This window comes from uncultured Microbulbifer sp., from assembly GCF_947498635.1.
In the GTDB taxonomy this organism is placed as follows: domain Bacteria; phylum Pseudomonadota; class Gammaproteobacteria; order Pseudomonadales; family Cellvibrionaceae; genus Microbulbifer; species Microbulbifer echini.
Genome location: NZ_CANMKV010000124.1, coordinates 1 through 527 on the forward strand (window position 1 = coordinate 1; position 527 = coordinate 527).

Annotated in this window: 1 protein-coding gene; it reads right to left on the reverse strand. The window is 48.2% G+C overall.

What is annotated here, in order from left to right:
• A partial coding sequence (locus Q1A69_RS20105; RefSeq protein WP_299589702.1) for an IS630 family transposase occupies positions 1 to 527 on the reverse strand: 527 nt, incomplete at both ends.

Sequence of the window (527 nt, forward strand, 5' to 3'; positions counted from 1 at the left end):
GCGGATATCATATTGAGTGAACAACGCTTTGCATTTAGCTTCACAATGGGCGTTTTTCCTTTTGGTGCATAGCCGCGCTCATGCTGGCAATCGCTGCGTATGCCTGTTTCGTCGCCCCAGTAGATCTCCGCGCCTTCCTGTTTCGCACGCTGTTTAATGCCTGGGTAGTCCTCTTCCATCCATTTTTTAACAGCTTTAGGGTTTTGCTCATAGGCACGCCTGGCTGGCTTCTGAGGGGTAAAACCCCATCGCTTCAGATAATCACCGACGGTACGAATTGGCATTTTTATGCCACATTCGCGTTCGATTAGCTCCATAACAGCCTTACGTGTCCACAGCACATAGCTAAGCTTGAGTTGATCTGGCTGTTCATCCGTGATTTGTTTTTGAAGGTTTTTTTCTTGCTCTGCAGTTAGCCTACGGTTCATGCCTTCCGGGTGGCCACGCTTTTTAGCAGACAATGCTTTGAAGCCGCCTGCTTTATAAGCATTGATCCAGTTTTGTACTGCTCGACTGGAAACATCCAG